Genomic DNA, 13020 nt, shown 5'->3' on the forward strand with positions numbered 1-13020 from the left:
CAATCCGCGCGGGCCGCTGCGCAAGAGCCGGGCCACGGGCGAGCGGGGCCAGGGCGCCCCTGCCGCGGCAGGAAATGCCGCCCGCGGGGAGGCTTCTGCCGCGCGGCGGAACGCTTCTGCCGGCCGAAGGCAGGGACCGCGCGTGCCATCGCGCCGCCGCGGCCGGCGCGGGGCCTGCGCCATGCTGGCATGGGGCTTGCGCCACACCGGGGCGCGTCACGCCGGCGGCCCCCGGCGCGCACACTGCACCACCCGCCCCCGCCACGGAGAGCCAGATGTCCCTGTTCGGTTCCATGACCACCGCGATCAGCGGCCTCACGGCGCAGGCGCGGGCGCTTGGCCATGTCTCGGACAATGTCGCCAACAGCCAGACGGTCGGCTTCAAGCGTACCGACACCAACTTCGTCTCCTACCTGACCGACAGCACGCTGAGCGTGCACCGGCCCGGATCGGTGGTGGCGCGGCCCGACTACACCAACACCGTGCAGGGCACGATCGAGCAGTCGGAGAGCCCGCTCGCGCTTGCCATTGCCGGGCAGGGCTTCTTCTCGGTGGCGCTGCCCACCGGCACGGCGAACGGCCAGACCACCTTCGACGAGCGCCAGTTCTTCACCCGCGGCGGCGACTTCCAGATGGACCGCAACGGCTACATGGTGAACGGCGCGGGCTATTTCCTGCAGGGCTGGAACGTGGGCGCGAACGGCGAGCCCGACCGCACGCGGATCGTGCCGATCCGCGTCAGCGAACTGGTCTTCAACCCGATCGCGACCGGGTCGATCGAGCTTTCGGCGAACCTGCCCGTCGGCGGAGCGAACCCGGTCACCACCACCCTCAACGTCTATGACAGCCTGGGGGTGCTGCAGCCCATGACGCTGACCTGGACGCCGGGGGCGGCGAATACCTGGACGCTCGACGTCTCGGCGCCAGGCGCGGGCGGGTCGCTCGGCACGATCGACGTCAATTTCGGCCAGGCCGCGAGCGTGCCGGTGACCGACGGCACCATCGGCGAATTCGTCAATGCGACCGGTACGCTGAGCGGCGCCGGCGCGGTGCTGGGCGATCCCGCGCTGGTGTCCTTCACCGCGGATTTCGGCCAGGGGCCGCAGGCCATCACGCTGAACCTCGGTGCCTTCGGCGCCGCGCGCGGCGTCACGCAATACGCCGGCGACGAGTACGAGCTGCGCAACCTCGCGCAGGACGGCGTGCCGCTCGGCGCCTATTCCTCGACCACCATCCGCGAGAACGGCGATGTCGCCATCAACTACGACAACGGCCAGGCGCGGGTGATCGCGCGCGTGCCGATCACCACCTTCAACGCGCCCGACATGCTGCAGCGCCTGGATGGCCAGGCCTTCATGCGCACGCTGGAATCGGGCGAGGCACGGACCTCGGACCCGGCGTCGAACGGCGCGGGGCGGCTCGCGGTCGGGTCGATCGAAAGGTCCAACGTCGACATCGCGGCGGAGTTCTCGAAGCTGATCGTGGCACAGCGCGCCTATACCGCGAACACGCGCATCGTCACGGCCTCGGACGAGATGCTGCAGGACACCATAAACATGCGCCGCTGACGCGGCGTGATGCCGCTCCGCGGCAGGCAGCACGCGCCGCTGAGGCGCACCGGGACAGGGACAGACCAGCATGGGCCTCGACGCCGCCCTCGCCACCGCCCGATCGGGGCTGCTGCACACGCAGCGCGCGCTCGCCGCTTCGGCGAACGATGTCGCCAATGCGCAGACGCCCGGCCACACCAACAAGACCGTCGCGACGCGTGCCGTGGTCGTCGGCCAGGACGGCATCGGCGTGCGCTCCCTCGCACCCTCGCGCGATGTCGACGAGGCGCTGGTCACCGAGCTCGACAGCCGCCGCGCTGCCGCCGCCGGCGCCGAGGTCCGCCTGCGCCTGCTGCAGGGGATCGAGACCGCGCACGGCAATCCCGAGAACGGCGACGGCCTCGGCGACCTCACGGCCGCGCTGCGCACCGGGTTCGAGGACCTCCGCGCCGACCCCGCCGAGGCCGGCCGCCAGACCTCCGTGGTGATGGACGCGACGGCGCTGGCCACCCGCCTCAACGAGATCTCGCGCGCCGTCGGCGATGCCCGCCAGCAGGCGCAGGACGGCGTGGTGGCCGAGGTGGCGCGCATCAACGACACGCTGCGCCAGATCGCCGACCTGACGCTGCGCATCCGCGACGAGATCGCGCTGACCGGCTCCGCCGCCGCGCTCGAGGACCGGCGCGACGCCGCCATCGCCACGCTCTCGGAATCGATCGAGGTGCGCGCGCTCAGGCGCGAGGATGGCGGGCTCGTGCTGGTGGGCCGCAACGGCGTGGTGCTGCCGCTCGACCCGAAGGCGGATGCCTTCACGACCGTCGATGCCATGATCGGCCCCTCCGCCCTCCATGGCGCGGGCGGCACGATCCCGGGCATCATGCTGGGCGGGCAGGATGTGACGCGCGTGCTCGCGGGCGGGCGGCTCGCGGAATATGTCGCGCTGCGCGACCAGGTGCTGCCGCGCTACCAGTCCGAGCTCGACCTCGCCGCAGCGACGATCGCCGCGCGCTTCGAAGGGCAGGGGCTGCGCCTGTTCACCGACGCCTCCGGCGCGGTGCCGGATCCTGCCGTGCCCTATGCCGGCAGCGCCATGGTCGGCTTCGCCGGCACCATCCGCGTGAATGCCGCGGTGGAACTGAACCCCGCCCTGCTGCGCGACGGCACCCATGCGGTGGCGGGCGACCCGGCCGGGCCATCGGCCTTCACGCCCAACCCGCCGGGCGGGCCGGCGTCCTTCACGACCATGCTCGACCGCGTGCTGGACTTCACCTTCGGCGCGCAGGCGCAGTCGAACATTGCCTGGTCGCCGATCGCCACCGGCGGGCTCGGGCCGGATGGCACGATCTCCTCGCCCTTCGGCGCGCCGCCCACGCTCGAGGGCTACACCGCGCTGCTCACGGCCGCACATACCGCGGATCGCAACGCGGCCGCCGGCGCAGTGTCCGGCGCCGAGGCCATGAAGCAGGGGCTCGAGGCGCGCTTCGCGCAGCGATCGGGCGTGGATGTCGATTCGGAGATGGCGGCGATGGTCACGTTGCAGAACGCCTATGCGGCCAATGCGCGGGTGATGAGCGCGGTGCAGGCGATGTGGGACGCGCTGCTCGGCGCGGTGAGGTGACGCAATGGGCGGGATCGGACCGATCGGGCGGCTGGACCATGGTGCGGCGGCGCTGCGCGCGAAGCTCGACGTGCTCACGCGCCAGGTCTCGGACGGGCGGAAGGGGCCGGGCTATGGCGACATCGCCCCCGAGGCGCGCCGCGCGGTGGACCTGCGCGCCGACATCGCGCGGCGCGAGGCCTGGCAGGGTACCATCTCCCGCGCACTCGCGCGCACCGAGGTGACGCAGACGGCGCTGGGCCGCATCTCCGACATCGCGACGCAGTTCTACAGCGAGGCCATCCGCATGGACGGCACCTCGGGCGCGCGCATCTCGGCGGTGGCGGCCCAGGCGCGCGCCGCGCTCGAGGAAATGGCGAACCTGCTGAACGAGCGCCATGCCGGCGAATACATCTTCGGAGGGACGGACAGCGCCAACCCGCCGGTGCCCGACCCGCCTGGCATCGCGACGGGCGGCATGGCGGCTGACATCGCGGCCGCCGTCGCCTCGCTGGGCGGTGGGAATGCGGGCGCGGTGGGGGCGGCGACTCTGTCGGCGGCACAGTCCGACGCCGCCGGCACCACGCCCTTCTCGCCCTTCCTGTCGGACCCGGCGCAGGGCTTGGCGGAGCCCCGCCGCGCGGTGCCGGCGGCCGATGGCGAGCGCGTGTCCTATGGCGTCTTCGCCAACCGCAACGCGGCGGCCACCAGCGAGGGGCAGACCACCGGGTCCTGGGCGCGCGACATCCTGCGCGGGCTCGCGACTTTGGCGGCACTCGACCCCTCGCAGGCGCAGCTCGGGGCGGACTTCACCGACCTGGTCGCGACCGTGCGCGACGGCCTGCGCAGCGCGGTCGATGCGCTGGGCGAGGAACGCGGCGCGCTCGGCGCTGTGGAGCAGCGGCTCGAGACCACCGCGCGCCGCCATGCCGAGGTCAGCGTGGCGCTGACCGGCCAGCTCGCGGGGATCGAGGAGGTGGACATGGCCGAGACGATCAGCCGCCTGCAGGCGACGCAGACGCAGCTCGAGGCGTCCTACCGCGCGATCTCGCTGACCTCGGGCCTGACACTGACGCGCTTCCTCGCGTGATGCCATGCGGCGATTCAGCCTCCCTTAACCGCGCTGCCCGCATCCTGTTCCCGACACCGCAAGACGCGGCGCGCAACCCGGCCCCTGCATCGGTCAAGACCCATCGGTCAGGATCCGCGGGGCCATTGGATCCAGGGGAAGACCCCGCATGTCGCTCAACTCCGTCAACACCAACATGGGCGCCATGGTGGCGCTGCAGTCCCTCAATCGCACGAACGAGGCGCTGAACGTCACGCAGAAGCGCATCTCGACCGGCCTGCGCGTCAACGACGCCAAGGACGACGGCGCCGCCTTCGCGGTGGCGCAGGCGGTCCGCGCCGATGTCGCCGGCATCAACGCCGCCAATGAGCAGCTGGGCGGCGTGAAGGGCATCCTGGACACCGCGCTGTCGGGCCTGAACAAGGTCTCGGAGACCATGGTCAAGGTGCGCGAGACGCTAGTGCGCCTGGCCGACGACACGCTCAACGCCGACCAGCGCGCGCAGTACGAATCGCAGTACACCGCGCTGCAGACGCAGATCACCAACTTCATCGACGACGCGACCTACAATGGCCGCACGCTGCTGGCCACGGCATCGCCCGGTGGCGACATCACCACCACCCGCAACGAGAGCGGCACCACCTACACCATCACCGCGGTGGACGGCGCGGGCACGCTGATCGTCGCGGCGGCGCCCACGGATGCGGCCGCCGCCCAGGCTGCGCTGGCCGATGGTGGCGACTTCAAGACCGTGCAGTCGGCGATCAGCAACGCGCTGAACACCTTCGGGTCCGACTCGCGCTACATTGACGCGCAGATGTCCTACAACAAGGACAAGGCTGATGCGCTGGAAGCGGGCCTCGGTGCACTGATCGACGCCGACCTCGCGAAGGAATCGGCGCGGCTGCAGTCGCTTCAGATCCGCCAGCAGCTCGGCACCCAGGCGCTCTCGATCGCGAACCAGGCGCCGCAGACGCTGCTGAGCCTGTTCCGCTGAGCTCCCGGACGGCGCCGGCCCTCGCCGGCGCCGTACCACCGCAACCCATTCCGGGAGGACAGGATGTCCACGCTGGTGCTCGAACTCCGACAGGGCGACCTCATGGTCGTCAATGGCGCGCCGATCCGCTTCCGCAATCGCGCGCGCATCGAACTCACCGCCAAGGCACGCTTCCTTTTCGGCAAGCAGCTGATGACGCCCGAGGCGGCGAACACCCCCGCGCGCCGCATCTATTTCGCGCTCCAGACCGCCTATATCGGCGACGAGGATGAGCGCGAGGCCGGGTTTGCCGTCGCCCGCCGCCTGATCGCGGAATTCCAGGCTGCCACCACCTCGACCCTCGCGCGCGACCTGCTCGACCGCGCCCTGGCGGCCGCCGAGGCCGACGAATGCTACCAGGCGCTGAAGCTCACGCGCCGCGTCATGCGGCACGAGGAAGTGGTGCTGGGCGTGGCACCGCTCTCTGCCCTGGCCGAGGAGGATGCGCAGTGACCATGGCCGACATCGTGCGCGCCTATGGCGCCGCACGCGCGGCGCGCGACCCGCGCGAACAGGAAGCCGACATCTTCCGCCGCGTCACCGGCGGGCTGCGCGCCGTGCAGCAGGCTCCCGACGGGCCGGCGCGGGTGCGCGCGGTGGCTGACAACCGGCGGCTCTGGCTCGCGGTGGAATCCGCGCTGACGGACCCCGCCAACCAGCTGCCGCCGCCGATGCGTGCGGGGCTGATCTCGCTGGGCCGTGCCGTGCAGCGGGAGATGGACCAGGGCGAGCCTGATATCGCCTTCCTTATCGAGGTGAACGAACAGGTGGCGCAGGGCCTGGTCGCGCGCGGCTGACGGCGCTCCGGCGTGCGCGTGGGGCGGCGGTGCCGCAAGGCCTCGGCGTGACGCAGCGACGCGGCGCGCGATCCTGCCTCACTCCGTCCCGGCGGCCTCCGGCAGATATGCCTGCAGCGCCGGCGCCGCGGGCAGTTCTGGCGCCTCCGCGGGCGCCACGCCCGGCGTCGGGCGTTCCACGACACCGACCGGCACCGGTGCGTCCGAGACCACCGCTGCGCGATAGGCAGCGATCTGGCGCGGGCTCGGGATGGTGTTCGCGACATCGCCGACCTGGTCGCGGAACTCGATCACCACCATGCCGAGGCTGCCATCGAGCCGCAGCCGCGGATTGGGCGTGACGGGGGCGGCGGGCGGCGGCGCCGCGCCGGGCTCTCGCTCGGGGCCGGCGGAGCGCATCGGCGCGCGCGGCGCGTCGCTGATCGGCAGGGGTCGTAGGGCGAGATCGGGCGTCATGGCTGTGCTCCCATCTCATCCTGCAAGACGAAGGTTAAGGAAGCATGATGCCCGCACCCCTTTGACGCGCCCCGCGCCCGGGGCGAGGCTCGCACATCCCCGTGACCGAGCCCGCTTCGCCCGCACCCCCGCCCGATGCCTATCTCCGCACGCTGCTTCTGGCGGTGATGGCGGGTGCGGCGCTGAACGCGATCGGCCTGCCGCTCGGCTGGATGCTCGGGGCGATGTTCGCCACCGCCTATCTCGGCTGGCGGGAGGCGGCGGCGGTGCCGCGCGCGGTGCATCCGGTCGGGCTGATGGTGCTTGGCCTTGGGCTCGGGCAGAGCTTCACGCCGCCGGTGCTGGGCGCGGTGGGGGATGCGGTGCCCGCCATCCTGGCCGGCGGCACGCTGTCGATCCTGGCGGGGGTCGCGGTGGCGCCGCTCTATCGTCGCATCGCCGGCAGCGATGCCCGCACCGCCTACTACGCCGCGGTGCCCGGCGGCATCCTGACCATGGCCGTGCTGGCGCAGCGTGCAGGCGCGCAGGTGGGCGCGGTGACGGTGGCGCAGACCATCCGCATGGCCTGCGTGGTGCTCGTGTTCCCGCCGCTGGTCGCGATCTTCGCCGAGGGCGGGCGCGACGCCGCCTTCAGCGCGGCCCTGCCGCCCGTCGCCTGGGGCGGGCTGGCGCTGCTGCTTGCGGGTGGGGCGATGGCGGCGCTGGCCGGGTCGTGGGCGGGCCTTGCCAATGCGGCGATGCTCGCACCCTGCCTGCTGGCCATGGCGCTGTCGGGCAGCGGTGCGCTGCCGTCCTCGGTGCCGCGCTGGCTGGTGGACGTTGCGCAGATCGCGATGGGGGCGAGCCTGGGGCTGCGCCTCACGCCGCGCGCCCTGGCCGGTGGGCCGCGGCGCCAGGCCATGGCGGGCCTGGCCAGCGCGCTGGCCATCTCGGCGCTGCTGGCGCTGCTGGGCCTCACGCTCGGATGGCTCGCCGGGCTGCCGCCGGTGGCGGTGATGCTCGGCATGGCGCCGGGCGGCATGCCGGAGATGGCGGTGACGGCCAAGGCGCTGGACCTCGCGGTGCCGCTGGTGCTCGGCTTCCACCTGGTGCGGACGGTGCTGTGCAACCTGCTGGTCGGGCCGGTCTGGCGGCTCGTGGCGGCGGCCGGCCTGGTACGGTAGCCGCCCGCGCGCGCGGGACCTGCGATGCCCCTGATCGGCGGGGCCCTGTGTCCAGGCGGTCCGGCCTCGGTCGATCGGACAGGCTGCCAGCGGGCACAACACCAGGCGCCTGACGCCCGCACGTCGAAGGCCCGGCCGCGGGCTTCACCGGAACCGGCGGCGGCGCAGCCCGGCTCAGCCGCTGCCCGAAAGCCGCACCGGATAGGCCGCGAGGCTGCGCTCGACCAGCGCCGGCAGCGTGTCGCGCAACGCCAGGGCGGTGCGCGCCTCGCCCGCCACGCATGCGGCCTCGAGTGCTGCCGCCGTCTCGCGCAACGCGGCCGCGCCGAAGGTGCCCGCGGCGGATTTCAGGCCATGCGCCTCCTCCTCGATCGCCATCAGGTCTGTGGTCGCGGCGAGGCGCGCGAGGCGCGCGCGCGTTTCCTCGGCAAACACGCCGATCAGCCGCGGCAGCCGCCCGGGGCCGACGGCGCTGCGCAATTCCCCGAGCGTGGTGTGGTCGAGCAGGGTCGGCGCGCCATGCGGTTCCTCCTCGGGGGCCAGGGCGCGCGGGCGGCGCGGGCGCGCGTCCAGCACCTCGGCCACCGCGGCCAGCAGCCCGGCGCGGTCCATCGGCTTGGGCAGGTGGCCATCCATGCCGGCGGCGATGCACTTCTCGCGGTCCCCTGCCATGGCCGAGGCCGTCATCGCCAGGATCGGCACGCGCCCCGCGGCACCCGGCATTGCGCGGATCGCGGCGGTGGCGGCGAAGCCGTCCATGCGCGGCATGCGCACATCCATCAGCACCAGGTCGTACGCGGCGGTGCGCGCCGCGCCCACCGCCTCCTCGCCATCGCGCGCCAGGTCCACGGCATAGCCCGCCTTGCGCAGGATGGCGGCGGCGACGAGCTGGTTCGCCTCGCCATCCTCGGCCAGCAGGATGCGCCCGCGGGCCCCGGCCGGGACGCGCGCGGCGATCGCTTCCGGTGTGGGCAGCAGCGTGGCCGGCGGGCGGCCCGACTCCGCCACGGGGTCGAGCGCGATGTCGAAGGCGAAGACCGATCCCTTGCCCGGTGTGGAGGTCAGCGCGACCTTGCCGCCCATCAGCCCGACCAGCTGCTTGCAGATCATCAGCCCGAGGCCCGAGCCGCCGAAGCGCCGCGCGGTGTCGGCGGCTCCCTGCGCGAAGCGCTGGAACAGCCGTCGCTGAACCTCGGGCGCGATGCCGATGCCGGTATCGGCCACCGCGAAGCGGATGCGCCCCTCGGCCTCGGCGCGCTCGACCCGTATGCCCACGCCACCCGCCGAGGTGAACTTCACCGCATTGTCCGCGAGGTTGAGCAGCACCTGGCGCAGCCGCTGCGGGTCGCCCACCACGCGCGCGGGCAGGGTGGGGTCGATGCTGGCCGACAGGCGCAGCCCCTTCTCGGCCGCGGCGGGGCCGAGCAGGTCCAGCACCTCGGTCACCGGCTTCGCCAGGTCGAAGGGGATCGCCTCGAGGCTGAGCCGCCCGGCCTCGATGCGCGACAGGTCGAGCATCTCGTTCACGGTCGAGAGCAGCGTCTCGCCGCAGCGCCGCGCGGTTTCGGCATAGGCGCGCTGCTCGGCATCGAGAGCGGTGTCGAGCAGCAGGGAGACGGTGCCCATCACGCCGTTCATCGGCGTGCGGATCTCGTGCGACATGAAGGCCAGGAAGTCGGATTTCTCGGCACTCGCGCGCTCGGCCTGGCGGCGGGCGCGCTGGTTGGCGCGGGCCAGCTTCTCGCGCGCGGTGACGTCGTGCTGGATGCCGAAGAAGTGGCGCAGCGCGCCGTCCGGCCCGAAGACCGGGGAGATGTGCAGCTCGTTCACGAAGCGCGTGCCGTCGCGCCGGTAGTTCACCAGCTCGATGTCGAGGCTGCGGCGCTCGGCGATCGCGCGGCGGATGGCGTGGACATGCGCGGGGTCGGTGCCCGCCCCCTGGAGGAAGCGGCAGTTGCGCCCGATGACCTCCTCCGGCCGATAGCCGGTGATGCGGAAGAAGGCCGGGTTGGCATAGACGATCGGGCAGTCGGGCTGGTTCGGATCCGACACCACGATGCCGGTCGGCGCCGCGGCGACGGCAGCCGCGAGCGCGTCGCGGAACGGCGCGGGGGAGGGGGCCTGCGGCCTACTCGTCGTAAGCGACGAGGGATTCGAACGGGACATCGAGCCTGCTCCTGCCGCCAAGGAAGGTCAGCTCGATCAGCGCGGCCGCGCACGGCACCACCGCCCCCGCCTGGCGGAGCAGGGAGATCCCCGCCGCCATGGTCCCGCCCGTCGCGAGCAGGTCATCCAGGAGCACGACCCTCTGGCCTTTCTCGATGGCGTCGGCCTGCATCTCGATGCGGTCGGTGCCGTATTCCAGCGCGTAGTTCAGCCCGATGGTCAGCCCCGGCAGCTTGCGCGGCTTGCGCAGCATGACGAAGCCGAGCCCGAGTTCGAGGGCGAGCGGCGCGGCAACGAGGAAGCCGCGGCTCTCGATCCCCGCCAGCACGTCGGGGCTGTAGGGGCGGATCGCCGCCGCCATGCGCGCCATGGCCTCACGCCAGGCGGGGCCGTGCCGCAGCAGGGTCGAGATGTCGTAGAACAGGATCCCAGGCTTCGGGAAATCGGGGATCCCGCGGATATGGGCCTTGAGGTCGAGGGTGTCGGTGGTCACGTCTGCTCGCTGCCGGTCCTGTTGGGGGACGCCGCCGCGGGGAAGCCGCGGCGGCGGGCCGGCAATTGGCTAGCCTTCCTCGAGGCAGGATAGAAGATCGACACTTTGACTGTCCATGTTTGTTGACAGCCCTTGGCGAAACGGTGGCGAGGCGGCAGATGCGGGGGCATGTCGCGCTCAGCCCTTGCCACGATCGTCGGGATCGTGGGTTTCCTCGCCTATGTCGTCGTCGTGCTGCTGCTGGCGGACCATGTCCGCGCGCTGCACTGGACGCTCGAGTTCCTGTTCTTCGCGGTGGCGGGCATCGCCTGGGTCTGGCCGGCGAAGCGGCTGATCGCCTGGGCGGTGCGGTAGCGGGACCGGTTCGGCGCGCGTCAGCGGCGCCGGCGCAGGCCCGTCACCACGGTGTCCTCGCCTTCGGTGATGACCTCGATCGTGGTGCCCCCGCGTTGCCAGCCGAACAGGCAGTTCGCGGCGCCGGTGCCCGAGCAGGCCAGCATCTCGGGCCGCCCGGCGCAGCGGCGGTCGGTCTGGCTGCAGCGGTCGGCATCCGGGTCGCGCAGCGGCTGCCAGCCATCAGCCAGCAGGGCGCGCCGTGCCTGCTCATAGGGTGTGCCCGGCGTGACCGGCGGTGGCGCCTGAGCGCCGGCAGCAAGCGGCATCAGGACAAGGGCGGCGGACAGCATCGTGCGGATCATGGGCGCAGCATCACAGGCTGCCGGCGCGACGCGGAAGGAAGCACTTCAGCCCCCGCGCCGCGCTAAACGAAAAAGCCCCCTGATCGCTCAGGGGGCTTTCGCCGCGGCGCGGGCGGGAATGGTCGGAGTGAGAGGATTCGAACCTCCGGCCCCTGCGTCCCGAACACAGTGCTCTACCAGGCTGAGCTACACTCCGGTGCCGGCCCGCTGCGCGGAGGCGGCGGTATAGCGGCCCGCCCCCGGCCCCGCAAGCGGGGGGCCGCGCGCGACTTTGTCACGGGGCATTGCCTCAGCGTCATGCCACCCTCATTTGTGCGCCGCGCGGGTCGCGCGCGGCCACAGGGTCATCCGAGGGGGACATTGCATGAGGGCGTGGATACTGGCGGGCGCGGCGATCGCCGCGATGGGCACGGCCGGCGTCGCCATGGCGCAGGACGTCATCGCGCAGCGGCGCGACGGCCTGCGCGGCATGGGCCGCCAGATGGAAGCGATCAAGGCCGTGACCGATGCGCGCGGCGACACCCGCCCGTTGGTCGAGCGTGTCGACAACATGATCACCTTCTACCAGGGCCTGCCCGCGCTGTTCCCCGCCGGCAGCGGCACCGGGGAGACGCGCGCGCTGCCCGCCATCTGGTCCGACCGCGCCGGCTTCGAGCAGGTCAACGCCAACATGGTCACGCAGCTGCAGGCGCTGCGCGCCGCGGCGGCCTCGGGCGATGTCGCGGCGACCACCGCCGCCTTCAACCAGACCGGTGCGACCTGCGGGACCTGCCACCGCCCCTATCGCGGCCCGGCGCGCTGACGCCGGGCGTCAGGCGCCCATGCCGAGGCGCCTGACGAACCACACGCCGAACGCCGCCACGGCCAGCAGCACCACGCCAAGCGCGGGGTGCGCCAGCCGCGGCGGCTTCGCATGCGAGGCCGGGATCTCCTTCACCCCGGTGACCATCGGCACCACCAGGTCCTGCCCCTTGAACAGGCGGTAGGAGACCACCGCCAGAACATGCACCAGCACCGCCAGCAGCAGCAGGTTGACCAGCGTGGCATGGAGGTTGGTCATCCGCTCGGAGGTCGCCTCGCTGACCCAGTTGGCGAGCGGGCCGTGCTGCGAGTAGGTGAAGCCGACATCATGGTTGGCCATCAGCCCCGAGACGCCCTGCGCCGCGAGCAGCGCGAGCAGCAGCACCACCATCCAGGCGCCGGCCGGATTGTGCGTGGTCTCGGTGTCCGGCCCCGGCCGGCGGAAGCTCGCCAATTGCCGCAGCGCCGCGACGGGGCCGCGCAGGAAGGCCCAGAAGCGCGCATTCTCGGAACCCAGCAGGCCCCACAGGATGCGGAAGCCGACCAGCGTCAGCAGCAGGTAGCCCGACCCGTAATGCAGGTTCCAAGCGCCCGACTTTGCGCTGAAATACGACACCAGCACGCAGCCCGCCGTGCCCCAGTGGAACAGCCGCACCCAGCCGTCCCACACCTTCACCGGCACCGTCTTCTCGCTCATCCATCCGCTCCTGCTGCGCCGCCACGATGGCATGGCCCGGCCCGCGCCGCGAAGCCCGGCGGGGCGCGGCCATGACGGGATTTGATGCGGTGCCGGCGGATGTCAGGGGGGCGGTGGTCGCCGCCGTTGTGGCGCTGGCGGCGCTGCTGGCAGCGCGGCTGCTCCGCTCGCCGGCGCTGCGCGGCCTGGCAGCGGCACTCGGCCTCGCGGCGGGGTTCGTCGCGGTGACCGGGGTGATCGGCGCTTCCCCGCGGCAATTGGCCGAGAGGCTGCCGATGCTGGCGCTGGTCGCACTCGGCGGCGCGGTGGCGGTGAGCGTGCCGTGGCGCTGGCTGCGTCCGCCGGCCGCGGTCGCGGCGGTGCTGGCGGCGGCCTGGTGGATGGCGGGCGCGCCGCTGCATCCGGACACGTTGCTGCAGGCGGCGCCGGTCGCCGCCGGGCTGGCAGAACCGGAGAGCACACGCCTGGAGTCCAGACACGGCTACACCCGGCAAGCC

General features: G+C 72.7%; 15 protein-coding genes and 1 tRNA gene. 10 read left to right on the forward strand and 6 right to left on the reverse strand.

Annotation, left to right across the window (positions count from 1 at the left end; genetic code table 11):
• Positions 1–275 precede the first annotated feature (275 nt).
• The 6 genes from flgE (at position 276) to HW578_RS14890 (ending at position 6049) form a co-directional block, all read left to right on the forward strand.
• Entirely contained in the window at positions 276–1568 is a 1293-nt protein-coding gene (flgE, locus tag HW578_RS14865; protein WP_198371333.1) for a flagellar hook protein FlgE, read from the forward strand.
• Between the two features lie 70 nt (positions 1569–1638).
• Complete coding sequence (locus HW578_RS14870; RefSeq protein WP_198371334.1) at positions 1639–3168, forward strand: flagellar hook-associated protein FlgK; 1530 nt, start codon at positions 1639–1641, stop codon at positions 3166–3168.
• A gap of 4 nt (positions 3169–3172) precedes the next feature.
• On the forward strand, positions 3173–4237 hold the full coding sequence (locus HW578_RS14875) for a flagellin (RefSeq protein ID WP_198371335.1): 1065 nt from the start codon (positions 3173–3175) through the stop codon (positions 4235–4237).
• Positions 4238–4385: 148 nt separating this feature from the next.
• Entirely contained in the window at positions 4386–5213 is an 828-nt protein-coding gene (locus HW578_RS14880; RefSeq protein ID WP_198371336.1) for a flagellin, read from the forward strand.
• 63 nt (positions 5214–5276) lie between these two features.
• A complete protein-coding gene (locus HW578_RS14885; RefSeq protein WP_198371337.1) occupies positions 5277–5705 on the forward strand; it encodes a flagellar biosynthesis repressor FlbT in 429 nt (142 codons plus the stop codon).
• A 2-nt stretch (positions 5706–5707) separates the two neighbouring features.
• A complete protein-coding gene (locus HW578_RS14890; protein WP_198371338.1) occupies positions 5708–6049 on the forward strand; it encodes a flagellar biosynthesis regulator FlaF in 342 nt (113 codons plus the stop codon).
• Positions 6050–6127: 78 nt separating this feature from the next.
• Here HW578_RS14890 and HW578_RS14895 read toward each other — a convergent pair whose 3' ends face one another.
• The gene (locus HW578_RS14895) at positions 6128–6505 is read right to left on the reverse strand and encodes a hypothetical protein (protein WP_198371339.1); all 378 of its coding nucleotides are present in this window, start codon (positions 6503–6505) and stop codon (positions 6128–6130) included.
• A 101-nt stretch (positions 6506–6606) separates the two neighbouring features.
• On the opposite strand from HW578_RS14895, the gene HW578_RS14900 reads away from it, so the two are divergent.
• Positions 6607–7668 (forward strand): AbrB family transcriptional regulator, encoded by a 1062-nt coding sequence (locus HW578_RS14900; RefSeq protein ID WP_198371340.1) that lies wholly within the window; start codon positions 6607–6609, stop codon positions 7666–7668.
• A 174-nt stretch (positions 7669–7842) separates the two neighbouring features.
• Here the strand turns inward: HW578_RS14900 and HW578_RS14905 are convergent, their stop codons facing one another.
• Positions 7843–9834: an ATP-binding protein gene (locus HW578_RS14905; protein WP_198371341.1), complete on the reverse strand. Its 1992-nt coding sequence runs from the start codon at positions 9832–9834 to the stop codon at positions 7843–7845.
• Complete coding sequence (locus HW578_RS14910) at positions 9797–10327, reverse strand: adenine phosphoribosyltransferase (RefSeq protein ID WP_198371342.1); 531 nt, start codon at positions 10325–10327, stop codon at positions 9797–9799. Before HW578_RS14910 ends, HW578_RS14905 begins: the two co-directional genes overlap by 38 nt.
• A 168-nt stretch (positions 10328–10495) precedes the next feature.
• On the opposite strand from HW578_RS14910, the gene HW578_RS14915 reads away from it, so the two are divergent.
• Positions 10496–10681, forward strand: a complete 186-nt coding sequence (locus HW578_RS14915) for a DUF2842 domain-containing protein (RefSeq protein WP_198371343.1) — start codon at positions 10496–10498, stop codon at positions 10679–10681.
• A gap of 20 nt (positions 10682–10701) precedes the next feature.
• Here the strand turns inward: HW578_RS14915 and HW578_RS14920 are convergent, their stop codons facing one another.
• Positions 10702–11025 carry a hypothetical protein gene (locus HW578_RS14920; protein WP_198371344.1) on the reverse strand — a complete coding sequence of 108 codons (324 nt, stop codon included), beginning with the start codon at positions 11023–11025 and terminating at the stop codon, positions 10702–10704.
• Positions 11026–11144: 119 nt separating this feature from the next.
• Positions 11145–11221 (reverse strand) — tRNA-Pro (locus HW578_RS14925).
• Between the two features lie 168 nt (positions 11222–11389).
• Here HW578_RS14925 and HW578_RS14930 point away from each other — a divergent pair.
• A complete protein-coding gene (locus tag HW578_RS14930; protein WP_198371345.1) occupies positions 11390–11827 on the forward strand; it encodes a c-type cytochrome in 438 nt (145 codons plus the stop codon).
• Positions 11828–11836: 9 nt separating this feature from the next.
• On the opposite strand, the gene HW578_RS14935 is transcribed toward HW578_RS14930, so the two are convergent.
• Positions 11837–12523 carry a cytochrome b/b6 domain-containing protein gene (locus HW578_RS14935; RefSeq protein WP_198371346.1) on the reverse strand — a complete coding sequence of 229 codons (687 nt, stop codon included), beginning with the start codon at positions 12521–12523 and terminating at the stop codon, positions 11837–11839.
• A 71-nt stretch (positions 12524–12594) separates the two neighbouring features.
• Here HW578_RS14935 and HW578_RS14940 point away from each other — a divergent pair.
• A partial coding sequence (locus HW578_RS14940) for a hypothetical protein (RefSeq protein ID WP_198371347.1) occupies positions 12595–13020 on the forward strand: 426 nt, incomplete at its 3' end.

It is taken from the genome of Roseomonas rosulenta (assembly GCF_016106005.1).
In the GTDB taxonomy this organism is placed as follows: Bacteria; Pseudomonadota; Alphaproteobacteria; order Acetobacterales; family Acetobacteraceae; genus Neoroseomonas; species Neoroseomonas rosulenta.